Here is a 14509-nt window from a genome sequence, read left to right as displayed (position 1 = left end):
ACAGGCACAGGTACAGGGACGGGGACGGGGATGAGAACAGGTACGGAGACGGAGACGGAGACAGGGACAGTGACAGGGACGGCCGGTCAGGCGATGTGGCGGCGGGCGGCGTCCAGGTAGGCGGCCAGTTCCCGCCAGTCATCGGCAGCAGCGGCAGGGTCCCCGGACATGACGGCCGGGTCGTCGTGCCAGGCGTCCCGCACACCGGTGGCGATGTCGTCGTCGCCACCCGTGAACATCGTGCTCAACTCGTCCATGCGCGCCACCAGGCAGCGGACCTTCGGGTCGGTGGGCGGGGTGCCGATGGTGCGCAGCCGGTCGGCTCGGCGATACAGCTCCGGCCATTCGATCTCAAGCAGATAGTGCACTGCGGGCCCAAGTGCCGCGGCGCGTGTCCGCAGTGTCTGTATCTGGTCGGCGTCCAGATGACGGCGCAGTGTGTGCTCGCCCTCTGGGCCGGTGGCGCCGATCGCCTGGAGCGCGGCGAGCAGCACATCGGCCGTCGGGGGCTGGTCACCTGCCAGTCTGTCGCCGAGCCGGATCAGGCGCTGCCGCAGGCCGTCGAGCGCGGTGATGGAGGCTTCGACACTCGCCAAGTGGTCCCGGACCAGGCGTTCCGGGTCCACTCCGGTGTCCAGGCAGACGGCGATGGTGTCCAGGCCCAGCCCCAGGCCGCGGAGCGCGAGCACTTGGTAGAGGCGGACGAGATCGTCCTCGGTGTACTCACGGTGTCCGCCCGCGGTGCGCTGCGAGGGGCTGAGCAGGCCGATGGTGTCCCAGTGGTGCAGGGTGCGCACGGTGAGCCCGCTGGCCGCGGCGAGCGGACCCACTTTCCAGGTGGTGGAGGAAGCCATGGCTCAACCTTGCATCCTCACACCGCGTGAGGTTCAAGTCATACCGGACGGCCGGTGCCACCGAGGCGGGGCACCGTCATCGTTGCCTCGATCCGACTCTGGCTCCGCCCATGATCCGCCAGACAGAACCTGGCGGTGGGCGCCCGAAAACCAGTGGAGCAACGCCGCTGTGCGCCCTTAACGTGCTCCCGAGCCAAGTCGTCTAGTCAAGGACGTGCCGTTGTACACCCTGTGAGACCCCCGAGCGCTGATTCGTAGCGCGTCGCGCATGTGCGCCGCGCTCCCTTTTGCTGCGGACTTCTCACTGAAACCGGTGTACTTCTGTGCTCAAAAACTGGGTGGTCGTGCCCACCTGCCTGCCGCTCGTGCTCCGTCGTTGCCACGCCTGCGCGTCCGAGCGCTTCCGCGCAAGCGGTAAATTTCGCGTCAACGCAAACCACAAGCTCATCGACGCCTGGATCCTCGCGCTCTGTACCGCTTGCGGGGATACTGCAAAGCTCACGGTCTTCGAACGGATGAATGTGCGCTCCGTAGGACCTGAGCTGCTGGACCGGCTGCATGACAACGACCCTGGCCTGACAGCTGAGCTGCTCCAGGATCCGGTCGTGCGGCGCCGTAATCGCATCGCCCTTGACTGGGACGACAACGCCTGGCGCCTCGACACCGGTGGACCGAATAGCCTGGACCGCGGATGGGGTCTCGCCTGTTCGTGGGGGTCCCCCCGCTCGAACGAAGTTGAGAGCGGGGGAGAAGCCGAGAGCTTGGGGAAGATCGACGTCTCGGTCCGCTTCGCGGCGCGGATCCCTGTCCGGCCGGTGCGGCTGATCGCTGAAGGTTGCGGTCTTTCGCGTGCCGAAGTCGAGAGACTGATCACGGAGGGGAAACTCGTTTCGGTGGTCCGGCTGAGCGGCAAGCTCTCCAGCGACTTCACCTTCACGCTCAAGCGCTGAGCCCTCCTCGGGGCGAGAGCCTGTCCGGCAAGATCCGCCGGACAGGCCCTGGCTCCCTATGTGGCACACCACCCGGACCACCGTCCCACGTTCACCTCCACCACGGGCCCGCTGGGGCGGCGGTCGGCGTACTGCGACCGGTACTTCTCCGCCAGCAGCCGCACATGGCGCGCGGACGCCGCCGAGCCGTCCGCCGGCGGCAGCACGGTGGCGGTGCCGTCCGCCCGTGCCCACCACAGGCGGTCCCAGTCCTCGCCGTACTCGTCGACGAGGAGGCAGACCCCGGGATGCGTACGGATGTTGGCCAGGCGCTTCAGCTCGGTGGCCCGCTTGGGCTTGTGGTCCACGGCGAAGACGAGCGTGTCGCCCGTCACGGCGAACACCACCGGCACCAGATGCGGGCGGCCCTCGGCATCGACGGTGGCCAGCCGGGCGACCCGTGCCGCGACGAAGCACTGCCGGGCCCGCCCTCGGGTCATCGCCGGCACTGCTCCCCCGCCCCGTTCACCGGAAGCGCCCCGTTCACCGAAAGCGCCGGGCGACGTCGGCGAACCGGTCGAGGTGCGGTAGCGTCTCGGCCTCCGGCACCGTCGGCAGAGAGAACAGCACCCGTTCCACACCGAGCCGCGCGTACCGCTCGATGACCTCCGGATCCTGCGGCACCGCGTAGACGGTCACCGGCACGTCCCGGCCCGCGAGGCCGCGCAACCGCTCGATCTGCGGCCCCAGTTCCTCGGGCGAGGCGCTGTTGGCCAGCCAGGCATCACCGAGCGCGGCCACCCGGTTGAAGGCGCCCTCGCCGCCGCCCACATAGATCGGTGGATGCGGCTGCCGGACCGGCTTCGGCCAGGAGTAGACGGGGTCGAAGTCCACGAACTCCCCGTGGAACTCGGCCTTCTCCCGCGTCCACAGTTCCCGGATGGCTCGCAGCCGTTCGTCCACCAGACGGCCCCGGGTACGCGGGTCCGTGCCGTGGTTGGCCATCTCCTCCCTGTTCCAGCCGATGCCGACCCCGAAGACCGCCCGCCCGCCGGAGACCAGGTCCAGCGAGGCGACCTCCTTGGCCGTGATGATCGGGTCCCGCTGGGCCACCAGCGCGATACCGGTGCCCAGCAGGAGCCGTTCGGTGACCGCGGCGACCGCTGCCAGCGCGACGAACGGATCGAGGGTGCGGTAGTAGATCTCGGGCAGTTCGCCGCCGCGTGGATACGGCGTGCGGCGGTCCACCGGGATGTGGGTGTGCTCGGCGATGAACAGGGAGTCGAGTCCGCGCTCGTCCACGGCACGCCCCAGGGCGGCCGGCGCGATCCCCTGGTCGGTGAGGAAGGTCGATACCCCGAACTTCACAGCGACTCCTTCGCTTCCGGGTCTCGGGTGCCGCGGTCGGCAACCCCAGGCGAGGTACCCCGGCCGGCCCCGGCCCAACAGTGCGTCCCGCCAACCGGGCGATCACCGCAGAGGCACCGCGAGGCACCGCGAGGCGCCCCGCCCGTCCACGTCCACAGCCACAGCCACAGCCACAGCCACAGCCCCCAACGACGTCGCCCCTCCCCTCAGTGACCGACCGTGACGACGATCTTGCCGACCTGACCTCCCGCCTCCATGTAACGGTGCGCATCGGCGATCTCTTCCAGGCCGAAGACCCGGTCCACGACGGGCTTGAACGCCCCGGAACGCAGCCCGGACGCCACGAACGCCTCGGCCCGGCGCAGCCGTTGCGGATCGGTACTCGTCGCGAAGAGCGTGTAGGTGCGCATGTTCAGCGCGGGCATCCCGAGGTCGAACGCCGGGTAGGGGGTCGTTTCTCCGCTCAGGGCGCCGTATTCGATGAGGGTGCCGCCGGGCGCGACCACCTTGGCGAGGTCCAGCACGCCAGGGCCCGCGATCGCGTCGAAGACGAACTCGGCGCCCCGGCCCCCGGTCAGGCCGAGCACCCGCGCCACCACGTCCTCCTCGTCGGTGACGACGACGTCCGCCGCCCCCGCCGCGAGCAGGGCCTTCTTCTTGGCTTCGGTGCGGGTCGTGGCGATGGGCACGGCTCCGACGCGCAGCGCGGTCTGGATCGCCGCCAGGCCCACGCTGCTGGACGCCGCGGTGATGACGACGGTGTCCCCGGCCCTCATGCCGCTGACCTCGACCAGGGCCCCGTAGGCCGTCACATAGGGCATCCAGACCGCCGCACCCGCGACGGCGTCGATCTCCTCGGGCCTGTGCACGAGCGCCGCCGCGGGCACGATCGCGCGCTCCCCGTAGACGCCGTAGTCGTTCATCGAGAAGGCCGGCACCACGCTGACCGGGTCGCCGACCGCGAATCCCGTCACCTGCGCCCCGACGGCTTCGACGGCCCCCGCGGCTTCCGTGCCGAGCCGCGCGGGGAACCGCTGGACGGATTCGATGTAGTTGCCGCTGCGGAACAGCACCTCGGCGCGGTTGAGTCCGAACGCCTCGACCCGGATGGCCACCTCTTCGGGGCCGGGTTCGCCGATCTCCACGTCCTCCAGCCGCAGTACGTCCGGCCCGCCGAGTTCGTGGAACCGCACGATTCTGGCCATGGCTGATCTTCCTTTCGTTCGGTGCCGGCGACACCGAGCGGCGCCACCGCGGCTTCACCAAAGCGCAAAGTACGACCACTGTCAAACTTTGACGCCTATCAAACCTTGACATCCATCAAAGTTTGACGCGTGTCGTACAATGTGCGCGGGAGGTCACCAGACGATGACGGCAACGACAGCGGCAGAGCGAGCCGGCAGGGATCGCACCCCGCCGCACCCCGATATCAGCGCGATCACCCTCCAGCAGGTCCTGGAGGCGTTGGTCGATCCGGTGCGCCGCAGCATCGTCCGCCAGCTCCACGCGGCCGGGCGGGAACTCGCCTGCGGCACCTTCGACCTGCCGGTCAGCAAGTCCACCGCCACCCACCACTTCCACGTGCTCCGCGAAGCCGGCCTGATCCGGCAGTACTACGCAGGCACCTCGCGCATGAACACCCTGCGCCTGGAGGAGTTCGACCGCGCCTTCCCCGGCCTCCTCCCCGCATTCATGGCCCAGCGCGACGACATCGCGGACGGCAACGGCAACAGCAAAGACGGCTAGGAAGCCGCTGCCGCAACCGCGACCGCACCGACGACGGCGAGTCCGAGTGCGACCACGACTTCGACTACGACCACGACTCCAAACACCCCTGGAATCAACGGCGTTCACGAGACCACCGCCCCCACCCGGCACCCGACCACAGGACGACGCGGGCGCACATTCACCGGATCCCCTCAGGACGCGCCGGGCGACGCACCGAGTTCACAAGCGCACAACCTCGTAAGCTTGCAGGTAACGCAAGGGAGCCCAGGATCGGGAGTCCGGCGACCGACGCTGCCCGATCGGGGCTCCCCCTGTGGAACCGTCGCTGTTCTCCGCGTTCACGAGAGGGGCTCCCAATGCAGACGATGGAGGGCCGTCAGCCGACAACCACCCGCTTCCGTAACCCATGGCGCCGCTACGGTCGGCTCGTTGCCACCAACTTCCTGCGCGGTGCGTCCTATGCGCTGGGCACCGCGGTCATCGGCCTCGCTGCGTGGTGGGCACAGAACCGCTAGCCAGGCAGAACCAGCCAACCACCGGCACCCCGACAGCGGCCCCTTCGGCACCCACCGCCGGAGGGGCCGCCGCCCAGCAGTCCAGGCAGGTCGACGTCCTCGAACACCACACCGCGGCGCCTGAGTTCCGCCACGACCGCCTCGATGTCGTCGACCTCCCAGGCCGTCGGTGTCCGTGACTCCACTGTGCCGCAACGGGCGGCCGGCGAGCCGAGGTCGAGCGCCTGGTGTCCCTGGGCGCCCAACGTGTCGACTGGGACCTCTATCCGGACGACGCCGACTTCGTCGTCCTTGCCGATCCTGAGGGCAACCGCTTCTGCGTCATCGACGCCGCCCGCACCTGACCGTGCGCGCAACTGCGCCGCGACCCGCCTTGAGTCAGGGGCGGTCTCGTTATGCCGGCTCGTCGAGGACCGCGGTCACCAGGCCGTGGGCGTAGGCGGCGTCCAGGGGACCGTGGCGGAAGAGGATGCGGTACATCATGGGCGCCACGATGTGGTCGATGAGGGTCTCGGTGTCGGGGGCCTGTTCGCCGCGGTCGGCGGCGCGGGCGAGGATGACGTCGATCTGGTCGGCCGCGTAGGCGGAGCACTGACCGGCGTTGTTGCCGTCCGGGTCGCCCAGCAGCGCGTCGCGGATGTACGCGCGGCCGGGCGGCGAGGCCATCTCGTCGAGGAACTGTTCGGCCCAGGACGCCAGGTCGGAGGCGAGATCGCCGTGGTCGTCCGGCGGCGCCTCCGGGCGCAGGCGCTCGACCGCGACATCCGAGAGCAGTTCCCGCAGATCGCCCCAGCGGCGGTAGATCGTCGACGGTGTGACCCCGGCCCGCGCGGCGACCAGTGGCACCGTCAGGCCCTCGCGGCCCACCTCCGCCTCCAGCTCGCGCACGGCAGCGTGCACCGCTTCCTGGACGCGGGCGCTGCGGCCTCCGGGACGCACCATCGGTCGGGGACTCATGTCACCACCCTAAGCGCTAACGCAAAGCCGTTGCTTCTGGTTCTCTGGTTCCGGGCCCGCGCGGCGGTTCCAGGCCCGCGCGGCCGCCGGCCGGCGGTGCGAGGGTCCGGGCCGGCGCGGACCGCTCGTAGGCGTGCCCCACGCGCAGAAGATCGGGCTCCCCAAAGGGCCGACCGATCAACTGCATCCCGATCGGCAGGCCCGTATGGTCCTGGCCCGCATGGTCCTCCCCCACCGGCAGGGACAGCGAGGGCACTCCGGTGATGTTGGCGGGTGCGGAGAGGCGCACATAGGCGTCGGAGACACTCTCGACCGTGCCGTCGGGCCAGGTGAGCGTGTCCTGACCGGTCGGCGTGGCGACAGTGGGCACGGTCGGCGCCGCGATCACATCGACCTCGTCGAACAGCCGGGCCCACGCCTGCCGCATCAGCGTCCGGGCGCGCTGGGCCCGCAGATAGTCCCCGGCGCCCAGCAGTTCGCCGGCTTCGAGGAGGACGCGGACGTCGTCCGTGTAGCGGTCGGGCGTCGTCCGCAAGGTCCGCTCGTGGTACGCGGTGGCCTCGGGAACCATCAGTCCCCACTGGGTCGCCTGGATGTAGCGCGTCATGGGGATCTCGACCTCGACGAGCCGTGCGCCGAGAGCCTCCAGCCGTTCGATGGCACGTCGGACCACGACTTCGACGTCCGTCGCGACCCGGTCGAAGTAGTAGTTGCGAGGAACGCCGATCCGCAGCCCGGTGAGGTCGGTGCCGCAGGGCGGCAGGGGGTCTGCGGGGCGGGTGGTGAGCGAGGCCGGGTCGCGCGGGTCGTGGCCGGCCAGTACGGGCAGGACGAGGGCCGCGTCCGCGACGGTGCGGGTGAGCGGGCCGACATGGTCCAGCGACCAGGACAGCGAGGTGACACCGTGCCGGGGAACGAGCCCGTAGGTCGGCTTCAGGCCGACGACGCCGTTGAGTGCGGCCGGCACCCGGATCGATCCACCGGTGTCGGTGCCCAGGGCGAAGCCGGCGGCGCCCGCGGCCACGGCGACGGCCGACCCGCCGCTGGAGCCGCCCGCGACCCGGCCCTCGTCCCAGGCATTGCGGGTCTGCGGGGTGATCAGCCCGTAGGCGAACTCATGGGTGTGGGTCTTACCTACGAGCACCGCACCGGCCGCCGCCAGACGCCCGGCGACCGTGCTGTCGGCGTCCGCGCGATGTCCGTCCCGGACCTGGGAACTGGCCGTGGTCGCCGTGCCGGCGGCGTCGATCAGGTCCTTCAGTCCCATGGGTATCCCGTGCAGCGGCCCGCGGAGGCGACCGGCGACGGCCTCCCGTTCGGCGGCGCGGGCGGCCCCGCGGGCCTGCTCGGCCGTCACCGCCACGTACGCACCCAGGTGCGGCTCCACCTGCTCGATGCGGTCGAGCACCGAGTCGACCAGTTCGACGGGCGACAGCCGCCGGGCCCGGATCGCGTCGGCTGCGGCGGACACGGACAGCTCATACGGCCGCATCGGACATCTCCCCTGCGCGGTAGGAGGCGGCGGGCGGGGTGTCCCCGAAGTCCAGTTCCCGCAGGACCGAGACGACGGAGTGGATGTGCTGGGCAGTGGCCGCGACGGCATCATGGCGATCGGCCGGCAGAGGCAGCCCGGAACGCTCGGCCCAGCGGGCCGCCTCCCGGGGTGTGAGGTCGGGGACGGGATAGAGGGGCATGGGTCGTCTCCTGGTCGAGTGGCGTCTGATCGCGTCAAGTTGAGGCAGGCCGGCCCAGGTCGGGGCGGTGCGAGCTGGGTCGGCCCGGATCGGGCGGACTGGGGTCGAACGCAACCCCAAACGCTAACGCTAATTGTTTGCGTTAATGGATGATAGGCCCTACGATCGACCTAACGCAAATGGATTGCTTTTAGCCTGACCCGGCGCCCCTGCCCCTGCCCAGCCCAAACCCCACCCACCCCCACCCAACCAAGAGGACGGACCATGACCACCCGACCACCCACCGAGTCAACCAACCAGCTCCCCACAACGCCCACTTGGACCGTGGGCGACGTCACCGTCCACCGCATCGACGAGGTCGCCCTGCCACCGGAGACCGGCCCCTGGCTGCTGCCCGGCGCCACCCCTGACGTGGTCGGCCAACATGACTGGCTGCGCCCCGACTTCGCGGACGAGAGCGGGACGCTGCGCCTGGCCAGTCACAGTTTCGCCCTCTCGGTGGGCGGCCTGCGGGTGCTGGTCGACACCGGGATCGGCAACGGCAAGACCCGGGCAAACGCTGCCTGGCACGACCTGCGAACCGACTACGTCTCTCGGCTCACCGCCGTGGGTTTCGCTCCGGACCTCGTCGACCTGGTCGTTCTGACGCACCTCCACGCCGACCACGTCGGCTGGAACACCCGGGAGCAGGAAGGCGGTTGGCTTCCCACCTTCCCGAACGCCCGTTACGTCGCCTCCCGGACCGAGCGGGAGTTCTGGGCCGGATACGACATGGACGAGCCACGTCGACAGATGTTCCGCGACTCGGTGTACCCGGTCGAGGACGCCGGACTGCTGGACCTCGTGGACATCCCGCGCCAGGGAGCGGAGATCGCCGCCGGTCTACGTCTCCTCCCGACGCCCGGACACACCCCCGGCCATCTCGCGGTGGAGATCAGCAGCGGTGGCGCCACGGCACTGATCACGGGTGACTGCCTGCACCACCCGGTCCAGTTTGCCGACCCGGCCCTCGGCAGCTGCGTCGACATCGACCCCGAACAGGCCCGGGCCACCCGCCGTTCACTGCTCTCCGAGCTGGCCGACAGCGAAACGCTCCTTCTGGGAACGCACTTCCCGCCGCCCACCGCCGGGCGAGTGCGCACCGAAGGGAACGCGTACCGACTCGCGCCCGTTCCTGCAGACACCCGGCTCCCGCGGCATACGAGCTGCGGAACGCGGTCGACAAGGTGACCAAAGTGGCCGAAGTGACCGAAGTGACCGAAGTGACCAAGGGTGCCCGGATGCATCCGTGAGCCGGCTCGCACCGGCCGAGGCCAGGGCCACCGCCGCGACGCCCGCTCACTGCGGCAGGGCGAGGTGCCGGCCGAGGAACAGCAGGCCGGCCGAGGAGGGCGCCGACGGCCGGTTCCAGGCCGGTGAGGACGGCCGAAGACGCCGGGCGGCAGGCATCGCAGGGCCTCCATCTGGACGATATGAGGTGGTGGACGGCAGTCAGCGCGCCTGCGGCCAGGGCGAGCGTCCAGGTCGCGCGGCCCCCTCGCCGACCCGGCCGCCATACGAGCAGCAACACGATCGCCGCAATCAGCAGTCGGCCCAGGCCCGTCCAGAGAGGTCAACGCCCCGCGTGCGCCGTGGTTTCCGCACGGCAACCTGCCGGTGACGGGCGCATGTTTGCCCTGCCTTTACGGGGATGGCGGCTCCTCGCCACCACCCGGGCCGCCGCGCAGGCACGGTCCGGCCGTTGTGTGGCCGGTTGTCGCTGATTGGCGTGTGGGTCGTACCGGGTCGTGGTTCCAGGCGTTACCCTCGCGGCATGGTCACGGCCCGGTCGCCCTTCGGTATGCGACGGGCTCGCTTCTCGGCGGGCCCGATAGGGCTGCTGTGCCTGTTCGCGGCGCTGCTCGCACTGCTGCTCAGCCATGGGTTGAGCGCGGAGAACGGCGACGGTCACCTGCCTGCCACGGTCGCCGCCGTCGGTTCCGGTGCCGGTGCCGGTGGCCATCCCTCCGCCGTCGAGCCCGCCGTCGCCGTGGCGCCGACCGCATCCGTGGCGGAGCCAACTGCTTCCGTAGCGGCCCCTGGGCAGCAGCGGCACCATGAGCGGCCGGACGGCCATCCGACGGGGGCGTGCCTGTCCGGCAAGCCCCCGCAGGGAGCGGCGCTGCAGGCTCCGGACCAGTCCCCACTGGACCGTTGTACTGCCGCCTCAATTCCCCTGGTACGCACCGCCGTTGATGCATCGGGTTCACACGCCATGCCGTCGGCACAGACAGCTGTGACACGCTCCGCGGTGCTGTTGATTTAGAACAGGCCCCAGGACGCCACACCCGGGAACCGGTAGGTCCCTCCCCCGCCCTCAACGGCGCATCCAGCTGCGCGGCATGACGTGGCATGACCCGGCGTCGCGCCGCGTGGCGCGGCCAGGCATGTCCGGCCCGCCCCTTTCCCTCACCTACCGGTGGCGCATCGAGCGACCTGCGGGACACCAGACGGCCTTCACCCAACTCGCCATTCGGCCTGCGAGATGGGCACCTGTCGCAAGCCCGCGAACGTGTCGCGCCCGGGCGAACGTGTCGCAACGCCGAGCACCATGACGCACTCCGACGAACGAGAAGACGCCATGACCTCTATTCTCAGCACCACCGCACCCCTCGCCCGCCCGTCCCTGCCCGGGCTGGTCGGCAACACCCCGCTGCTGTACGTCTCCGAGCCGCTCTGCCCGTCCGGCACCGGATTCTGGGCCAAGTTGGAAGGTTTCAACCCCGGCGGTATCAAGGACCGGCCGGCCCTGTACATGGTGGAACGGGCCAAGGCACGCGGCGATCTGCGCCCCGGTGGCCGGATCATCGAGTCGACCAGCGGCACGCTGGGCCTGGGGCTCGCCCTGGCGGGCCTGGTGCACGGCCATCCCGTCACCGTGGTCACCGATCCGGGCCTGGAGCCGTCGATGGCACGGCTGTTGGCGGCGCACGGGGCGCGGGTGGACCTCGTCGCCGAGCCGCATCCGACGGGCGGCTGGCAGCAGGCCCGCCGCGACCGGGTCCGCGCCCTGCTTGCCGAACACCCCGGTGCCTGGTGCCCCGACCAGTACCACAACCCCGACAACGTCGCCGCCTACACCCCGCTCGCCCTGGAACTCGCCACAGGGCTCGGCCACATCGACGTGCTGGTGTGCAGCGTCGGCACGGGCGGGCACTCCGCCGGACTGTCCGGGGTGCTCCGCAGCCTCTACCCGGCGCTGAAGGTGGTCGGTGTCGACACCGTGGGTTCGACCATCTTCGGGCAGCCGGCCCGCCCACGGCTGATGCGCGGCCTGGGGTCGAGCATCTTCCCCCGCAACGTCGCCTACGACCGCTTCGACGAGGTCCACTGGGTGGCGCCGGCTGAGGCCGTGTGGACCTGCCGTCGGCTGGCCGCCTCGCACTACGCCACCGGCGGGTGGAGCGTGGGAGCGGTCGCGCTGGCGGCGGGTTGGCTGGCCCGCACCAGCGGACCGGGCACCCGTATCGTCGCGGTCTTCCCCGACGGGCCCCAGCGGTATCTCCAGACCGTCTACGACGACGAGTACTGCGCGGCACACGGCCTGTCGGACGCTCCGCCGGCAGCCGGGCCGGAGGTGATCGGGCGGCCGGACGAGAAGGAGGTCACCCGCTGGACGCGCTGCACGAACGTCGTGGATCCGTTGTCGCTCCGAGGCGACACGGTGGGCACAGCCCGCACGGCGGGAACGGCGGGAACGGCGGGAACGGCGGGCGCGGCCACCACCATGGGCATGACCGGCACGGCTGCCGCCTCGGAAGCCCCGGAAGGCGGTGCGGGCCGGTGAGGACGGTACTGCGCCAGGCACGCTCGTACGAGCGCAGCGTGCAGTTGCTCCTGCTCAACCAGTTCACCATCAACCTCGGCTTCTACATGCTGATGCCCTATCTGGCACAGCATCTGTCGGGGGCGCTGGGACTGGCCGGCTGGACGGTCGGACTGGTGCTGGGCGTCCGTAACTTCAGTCAGCAGGGGATGTTCCTGCTCGGTGGCACCCTCGCCGACCGGCTGGGGTACAAGCCGCTGATCGTCGCCGGCTGCCTGCTGCGCACCGTGGGGTTCGCCGCGCTCGGGCTGGTGGATTCCGTGCCGGCGCTGCTTGCGGCGTCCGCGGCGACCGGTCTGGCCGGTGCGCTGTTCAACCCGGCCGTGCGAGCCTATCTGGCCGCCGACGCGGGTGAGCGCAGGGTCGAGGCGTTCGCCCTGTTCAACGTCTTCTACCAGGCCGGCATCCTGCTCGGGCCGCTGGTCGGCATGGTGCTCACCGGAGTGGACTTCACGGTGACCTGCCTGGTTTCGGCGGGCGTCTTCGCGGTGTTGAGCGTGGTGCAGATCCGGGCGCTGCCGGCCCGCCGGGGCGAGGCGGCCGGGCACTCGTCCGGGGAGCGTGAGGGCGTGCTGCGCCAGTGGCGCGGCGTACTGGCCAACCGTCCGTTCCTGCTGTTCTCCGGCGCCATGATCGGGTCTTATGTGCTGTCGTTCCAGGTGTATCTGGCCTTGCCGCTGGAGGTCCGACGGCTGGGCGGGGACGGGGAGTTCGGGACGGTGGCAGTCGCGTTGCTGTTCGCGGCGTCCGGACTGGGCACTCTCTTCGGCCAGACACGGGTCACCGCCTGGTGCGCGGCCCGTCTGGCCCCGGGCCAGGCACTGGCCTGGGGGCTGACGGTGCTCGGTGCCGCGTTCGTACCGCTGGTGGTGGCGAGCGCGGTGCCGGTGCCGGGCGGGGGGCCGGGGCGGTGGGCGCTGGCGGTCGGGCCGCCGGTGCTGGCCGCGCTGCTGCTGGCGCTGGGCACGATGGTGACCTATCCGTTCGAGATGGACACCATCGTCCGGCTCTCCGGTGACCGGCTCGTCGCCACGCACTACGGGCTCTACAACACCCTGTGCGGGATCGGCATCACGGTGGGGAATCTACTGACCGGGGCGGCGCTCGACGCCGCTCGGGCGGCCGGGCTGTCGGCCCTCCCCTGGCTCGTCCTCACGGCGCTGGGGCTGACCTGCGGCGCGGCGCTGTACGGCCTGCACCGCACCGGCCGGATGGCGACACCCGGCACGGCGGCGCGGCCCGTGACGGCCTGACAGGCGGCTACGGGCCCATGGTCGCGAGGGGGCGAGGGGGCGGGTGGTGCTGGCGAGTGTTGCCTACCGCCCGCCCCCGTTCGACCGTACGGGCGTGCGACATCCGGCGTGCTCCGGTGCCCGGCCGTCATCGGCGCGGCACGCGGCCGTCACGTCAGATCTGATATAGCGTCGGAAAATCATAGAAACTCACAGAAGCACTCAGAAACCTGCAGGAACATTTAGAAACCCACGGGAACATCTAGAAGCCCGCAGGACCTGCAGAAAGTCGCAGGTATTGCAGAAACGCGCAGAAACTCGCATATGCCCAGAGGACCGGGCGGGACGGGGCTCCCGCCCCTGATGATCTGCGAGGTGCCACACGCATGTCGGACATTGCCCATGTCGGCCTGACGGCCGTGGTGTTCGCCCTGATCGGCCTGGCGGCCAAGGGGGTGGGACACCGGTGAGCGCGGAAAACATCATCGGCCTGATCGTCGCCGCCGGCCTGGTGATCTACCTCGTCCTCTGCCTGATCTTCCCGGAGAAGTTCTAGGGGAGCACCCCTGGGTCGGGCGGCTCCTGAGTCGGTCGGCTCCTGGCTCAGGCGCGCATCGGGATGACGGACTCGAAGGCCGCCCCGACCTGGTTGGCCAGGGTCACCGCGACCAGCCGGGCGGCGAGCGGCGGCGCGGCACCCGGCGCGGCACGCAGCAGGAAGCGGCCGTGGAAACGCCCACCGCGGTTGACCCGCAACTCGATCTCCTCGTCCGGCAGTCCGTCGCGGTCGGCGTCCCAGCGGCGGCGCCCCCAGGACAGCGAGCCGTCCTCCAGCAGCCGGGGTGGGTGCCCGATGAGTGTGCCGTACTCGAAGCGGCACGAGGTCAGTCCCAGCAGCCCCACCAACTGCCGCCGCACATGGTCGACCACGGCGTCCGGACGCCCTGCGGCGCTCTCGACGAGGCGGGCGGTGTGGTGGATCTGCGCCAGGTAGTCGTCGTCGGTGATGGCGATGACCTTCAGTTCCCGGGTGCGGGCGGCGAGCTGGGAGACCGCGACGCCGACGACGAGGAGCAGCACGGCGGTGGCGAGGTCGGCGGACTTGGTGATGGCGAACTGCTCGTAGGGCCGGGTGAGGAAGAAGTCGAACCACACCGCGGCGGAGAGCGCCGCCAGCGCCCCGGCCAGGCGGTGCCCCAGCACAGCGACGGCCACCACCACGACGACGAGCACCAGCGCCGCGTTCGTGTTGGACATCCAGCTCCGAAAGGGCAGCAGTACCGCGCAGACGGCCGGCGGCAGCACGAGCGCGGCGGCGAGCGCGACCTGGTCGCGGGTGAAGTAGCGCAGCATGGAAGCCCACCTCC

At 70.7% G+C, this 14509-nt stretch carries 15 protein-coding genes and 2 pseudogenes; 8 read left to right on the top strand and 9 right to left on the bottom strand.

The window, feature by feature from the left end:
• Nucleotides 1–86: 86 nt before the first annotated feature.
• Complete coding sequence (locus tag ACRAS8_RS33875) at nucleotides 87–854, bottom strand: MerR family transcriptional regulator (protein WP_438489853.1); 768 nt, start codon at nucleotides 852–854, stop codon at nucleotides 87–89.
• A 323-nt stretch (nucleotides 855–1177) separates the two neighbouring features.
• On the opposite strand from ACRAS8_RS33875, the gene ACRAS8_RS33870 reads away from it, so the two are divergent.
• A complete protein-coding gene (locus ACRAS8_RS33870) occupies nucleotides 1178–1804 on the top strand; it encodes a DUF1062 domain-containing protein (protein ID WP_438489852.1) in 627 nt (208 codons plus the stop codon).
• A gap of 56 nt (nucleotides 1805–1860) precedes the next feature.
• Here the strand turns inward: ACRAS8_RS33870 and ACRAS8_RS33865 are convergent, their stop codons facing one another.
• From ACRAS8_RS33865 to ACRAS8_RS33855, 3 genes are all read right to left on the bottom strand, one after another.
• Entirely contained in the window at nucleotides 1861–2292 is a 432-nt protein-coding gene (locus ACRAS8_RS33865) for a TIGR03668 family PPOX class F420-dependent oxidoreductase (RefSeq protein WP_438489851.1), read from the bottom strand.
• Nucleotides 2293–2326: 34 nt separating this feature from the next.
• Nucleotides 2327–3151 (bottom strand): LLM class F420-dependent oxidoreductase, encoded by an 825-nt coding sequence (locus ACRAS8_RS33860; protein ID WP_438489850.1) that lies wholly within the window; start codon nucleotides 3149–3151, stop codon nucleotides 2327–2329.
• Between the two features lie 206 nt (nucleotides 3152–3357).
• Entirely contained in the window at nucleotides 3358–4356 is a 999-nt protein-coding gene (locus ACRAS8_RS33855) for a zinc-dependent alcohol dehydrogenase family protein (protein ID WP_438489849.1), read from the bottom strand.
• Nucleotides 4357–4519: 163 nt separating this feature from the next.
• On the opposite strand from ACRAS8_RS33855, the gene ACRAS8_RS33850 reads away from it, so the two are divergent.
• Both ACRAS8_RS33850 and ACRAS8_RS33845 read left to right on the top strand, forming a co-directional pair.
• Complete coding sequence (locus tag ACRAS8_RS33850; protein ID WP_438489848.1) at nucleotides 4520–4897, top strand: ArsR/SmtB family transcription factor; 378 nt, start codon at nucleotides 4520–4522, stop codon at nucleotides 4895–4897.
• A gap of 338 nt (nucleotides 4898–5235) precedes the next feature.
• A complete protein-coding gene (locus ACRAS8_RS33845) occupies nucleotides 5236–5394 on the top strand; it encodes a hypothetical protein (protein WP_018539529.1) in 159 nt (52 codons plus the stop codon).
• 80 nt (nucleotides 5395–5474) lie between these two features.
• On the opposite strand, the pseudogene ACRAS8_RS33840 reads toward ACRAS8_RS33845, so the two are convergent.
• Nucleotides 5475–5567: pseudogene (locus ACRAS8_RS33840) on the bottom strand (VOC family protein); the annotation flags it as partial.
• Nucleotides 5568–5600: 33 nt separating this feature from the next.
• On the opposite strand from ACRAS8_RS33840, the pseudogene ACRAS8_RS33835 reads away from it, so the two are divergent.
• Nucleotides 5601–5738: pseudogene (locus tag ACRAS8_RS33835) on the top strand (VOC family protein); the annotation flags it as partial.
• 49 nt (nucleotides 5739–5787) lie between these two features.
• On the opposite strand, the gene ACRAS8_RS33830 reads toward ACRAS8_RS33835, so the two are convergent.
• From ACRAS8_RS33830 to ACRAS8_RS33820, 3 genes are read right to left on the bottom strand one after another with little or no spacing between them, the layout of a single operon-like run.
• Nucleotides 5788–6351, bottom strand: a complete 564-nt coding sequence (locus tag ACRAS8_RS33830) for a TetR/AcrR family transcriptional regulator (RefSeq protein WP_438489847.1) — start codon at nucleotides 6349–6351, stop codon at nucleotides 5788–5790.
• 16 nt (nucleotides 6352–6367) lie between these two features.
• Nucleotides 6368–7843, bottom strand: coding sequence for an amidase (locus ACRAS8_RS33825; protein WP_438489846.1), 1476 nt, complete (start codon nucleotides 7841–7843; stop codon nucleotides 6368–6370).
• Nucleotides 7830–8045, bottom strand: a complete 216-nt coding sequence (locus ACRAS8_RS33820) for a hypothetical protein (protein WP_438489845.1) — start codon at nucleotides 8043–8045, stop codon at nucleotides 7830–7832. Before ACRAS8_RS33820 ends, ACRAS8_RS33825 begins: the two co-directional genes overlap by 14 nt.
• A 264-nt stretch (nucleotides 8046–8309) precedes the next feature.
• Here ACRAS8_RS33820 and ACRAS8_RS33815 point away from each other — a divergent pair, with 264 nt between their 5' ends.
• The 4 genes from ACRAS8_RS33815 (at nucleotide 8310) to kdpF (ending at nucleotide 13698) form a co-directional block, all read left to right on the top strand.
• Entirely contained in the window at nucleotides 8310–9275 is a 966-nt protein-coding gene (locus ACRAS8_RS33815) for an MBL fold metallo-hydrolase (protein ID WP_438489844.1), read from the top strand.
• Between the two features lie 1390 nt (nucleotides 9276–10665).
• The gene (locus ACRAS8_RS33810; RefSeq protein ID WP_438489843.1) at nucleotides 10666–11871 is read left to right on the top strand and encodes a PLP-dependent cysteine synthase family protein; all 1206 of its coding nucleotides are present in this window, start codon (nucleotides 10666–10668) and stop codon (nucleotides 11869–11871) included.
• Nucleotides 11868–13163, top strand: coding sequence for an MFS transporter (locus ACRAS8_RS33805; RefSeq protein WP_438489842.1), 1296 nt, complete (start codon nucleotides 11868–11870; stop codon nucleotides 13161–13163). Before ACRAS8_RS33810 ends, ACRAS8_RS33805 begins: the two co-directional genes overlap by 4 nt.
• A 445-nt stretch (nucleotides 13164–13608) precedes the next feature.
• Nucleotides 13609–13698: a K(+)-transporting ATPase subunit F gene (gene kdpF, locus ACRAS8_RS33800; RefSeq protein WP_018539518.1), complete on the top strand. Its 90-nt coding sequence runs from the start codon at nucleotides 13609–13611 to the stop codon at nucleotides 13696–13698.
• Between the two features lie 47 nt (nucleotides 13699–13745).
• Here kdpF and ACRAS8_RS33795 read toward each other — a convergent pair whose 3' ends face one another.
• A complete protein-coding gene (locus ACRAS8_RS33795; RefSeq protein WP_438489841.1) occupies nucleotides 13746–14495 on the bottom strand; it encodes a DUF4118 domain-containing protein in 750 nt (249 codons plus the stop codon).
• Nucleotides 14496–14509: the final 14 nt, after the last annotated feature.

It is taken from the genome of Streptomyces sp. S186 (assembly GCF_051603415.1).
Taxonomy (GTDB): Bacteria; Actinomycetota; Actinomycetes; order Streptomycetales; family Streptomycetaceae; genus Streptomyces.
The sequence above is the reverse complement of the archived record's forward strand: the minus strand, read 5'-3'. Positions and strand labels throughout refer to the sequence as shown.